This is a genomic window from Fructilactobacillus sp. X2R5C3, from assembly GCF_059901325.1.
Window position 1 is genome coordinate 1 of the sequence record NZ_JBWXUY010000005.1, and the last position, 3,257, is coordinate 3,257.

The window sequence follows — 3,257 nt, forward strand, 5'->3', positions numbered from 1 at the left end:
GCGTGGCAACGTCCTACCCTTGCAGGGGGCGATCCCCCAACTACTCTTGGCGTGCTGAAGCTTAACTTCTGTGTTCGGCATGGGAACAGGTGTATCCTTCAGGCTTTCGCCACCACACTTAGAAAGAACTTCGTTCTCTCAAAACTAGATAATATCTTCTCTGCCCGATTAACTTCCACTTCTTTTTGCTTGGTTAAGTCCTCGACCGATTAGTATTAGTCCGCTTCACGTATCACTACGCTTCCACTTCTAACCTATCTACCTGATCATCTTTCAGGGGTCTTACTTCCATAAAGGAATGGGAAATCTCATCTCGAGGCGAGTTTCACACTTAGATGCTTTCAGCGTTTATCTCATCCATACATAGCTACCCAGCTGTGCGCCTGGCGGCGCAACTGGTACACCAGCGGTATGTCCATCCCGGTCCTCTCGTACTAGGGATAGCTCCTCTCAAATTTCCTGCGCCCGCGACGGATAGGGACCGAACTGTCTCACGACGTTCTGAACCCAGCTCGCGTACCGCTTTAATGGGCGAACAGCCCAACCCTTGGGACCAACTACAGCCCCAGGATGCGATGAGCCGACATCGAGGTGCCAAACCTCCCCGTCGATGTGAACTCTTGGGGGAGATAAGCCTGTTATCCCCAGGGTAGCTTTTATCCGTTGAGCGATGGCCCTTCCATATGGTACCACCGGATCACTAAGCCCGACTTTCGTCCCTGCTCGACCTGTATGTCTCGCAGTCAAGCTCCCTTCTGCCTTTACACTCTTTGAATGATTTCCAACCATTCTGAGGGAACCTTTGGGCGCCTCCGTTACTATTTAGGAGGCGACCGCCCCAGTCAAACTGCCAACCAGACACTGTCTCCGAGCACGTTGAGTGCTCAGGGTTAGAGTGTTCACATAGCAAGGGTAGTATCCCAATGACGCCTCCGCCGAAGCTAGCGCTCCGGTTTCAATGGCTCCTACCTATCCTGTACAAGCTGTGCAAACACCCAATATCAAGCTACAGTAAAGCTCCATGGGGTCTTTCCGTCCTGTCGCGGGTAACCTGCTTCTTCACAGGTATCTTAATTTCACCGAGTCTCTCGTTGAGACAGTGCCCAGATCGTTACGCCTTTCGTGCGGGTCGGAACTTACCCGACAAGGAATTTCGCTACCTTAGGACCGTTATAGTTACGGCCGCCGTTTACTGGGGCTTCATTTCGGAGCTTCGCCGAAGCTAACTCTTCCACTTAACCTTCCAGCACCGGGCAGGCGTCAGCCCCTATACGTCATCTTACGATTTTGCAGAAACCTGTGTTTTTGATAAACAGTCGTCTGGGCCTCTTCACTGCGGCTGTCCGTTAGGACAGCACCCCTTCTTCCGAAGTTACGGGGTCATTTTGCCGAGTTCCTTAACGAGAGTTCTCTCGCTCACCTGAGGATACTCTCCTCGACTACCTGTGTCGGTTTGCGGTACGGGTAGTTATTAACTCGCTAGAAGCTTTTCTCGGCAGCGTGACATCAGTTGCTTCCCTACTATAATTTCGGTCCTCATTGTCGCTTGTCAACTCGATCAAAAGCATTTCTCTCTTGACCTGACTTACGACTTGAACATCCATCTCCATCAGGATGCACAACTTAGCCTTCTGCGTTCCTCCATCACTCAAACGTTAATAACTAGTACAGGAATCTCAACCTGTTATCCATCGTCTACGCCTCTCGGCCTCGACTTAGGTCCCGACTAACCCTGGGTGGACGAGCCTTCCCCAGGAAACCTTAGTCATTCGGTGAATCAGATTCTCACTGATTTTTCGCTACTCATACCGGCATTCTCACTTCTAAGCGCTCCACTAGTCCTTACGGTCTAGCTTCATTGCCCTTAGAACGCTCTCCTATCACGCGACAAAGTCGCGTCCGCAGTCTCGGTAATATGCTTAGCCCCGGTAAATTTTCGGCGCAGAATCACTCGACTAGTGAGCTATTACGCACTCTTTAAATGGTGGCTGCTTCTGAGCCAACATCCTAGTTGTCTATGCAACTCCACTGCCTTTTCCACTTAGCATATATTTAGGGACCTTAACTGGCGGTCTGGGCTGTTCCCCTTTCGACGATGGATCTTATCACTCATCGTCTGACTCCCGGATACAAATCAATGGTATTCGGAGTTTATCTGAACTTAGTAATCCAAGACGGACCCCTTGTCCAAACAGTGGCTCTACCTCCATGATTCTAAATCCGAGGCTAACCCTAAAGCTATTTCGGAGAGAACCAGCTATCTCCAAGTTCGTTTGGAATTTCACCGCTATCCACACCTCATCCCAGCACTTTTCAACGTACACGGGTTCGGACCTCCGGTGCGTATTACCGCACTTTCATCCTGGACATGGATAGATCACCTGGTTTCGGGTCTATGGCAACATACTTCAACGCCCTATTCAGACTCGCTTTCGCTTCGGCTCCGCTTTTTCAACTTAACCTTGCATGCAACTATAACTCGCCGGTTCATTCTACAAGAGGCACGCTATCACCCTTAAACGGGCTCTAACTGCTTGTAGGCACATGGTTGCAGGAACTATTTCACTCCCCTTCCGGGGTGCTTTTCACCTTTCCCTCACGGTACTGGTTCACTATCGGTCACTAGGTAGTATTTAGCCTTGGGAGATGGTCCTCCCGGCTTCCGACGACGTTTCACGTGTGTCGCCGTACTCAGGATCCTGAACTGAGGGAACCTGATTTCGTCTACTGGGCTATCACCATCTATGGCTCAGCTTCCCAACTGATTCGACTATCAGATTCTTTTGTAACTCAAATGTTCAGTCCTACAACCCCGACCAGTAAACTGATCGGTTTGGGCTGTTCCCCGTTCGCTCGCCGCTACTGAGGGAATCGAAATTTTTTTCTACTCCTGCGGGTACTTAGATGTTTCAGTTCCCCGCGTCTACCGCACGGCAGCTATGAATTCACTGTCGTGCAATCATCGACTAAGATGATTGGGTTTCCCCATTCGGAAATCTCCGGATCAAAGCTTACGTACAGCTCCCCGAAGCATATCGGTGTTAGTTCCGTCCTTCATCGGCTCCTAGTACCAAGGCATTCACCATGCGCCCTTAATAACTTAACCTGCATCACTTCGTGATGTAAGTTATTGAGTATTTGCGATTTAAACTATTTTAAAAAACTCAAATAACGTAGTGGTTATTTCTCGGTTAAAATTATAATTAAAATATAATTAATACAGAAAATAATATTATCTAGTTTTCAAAGAACAAAGT

At 49.0% G+C, this 3,257-nt stretch carries 2 rRNA genes; both read right to left on the minus strand.

From position 1 onward, the window contains the following. A 5S ribosomal RNA gene (rrf, locus tag AC6UDE_RS06895) occupies positions 1-117 on the minus strand. A gap of 72 nt (positions 118-189) precedes the next feature. Continuing rightward, positions 190-3,106 (minus strand): 23S ribosomal RNA (locus tag AC6UDE_RS06900). Positions 3,107-3,257: the final 151 nt, after the last annotated feature.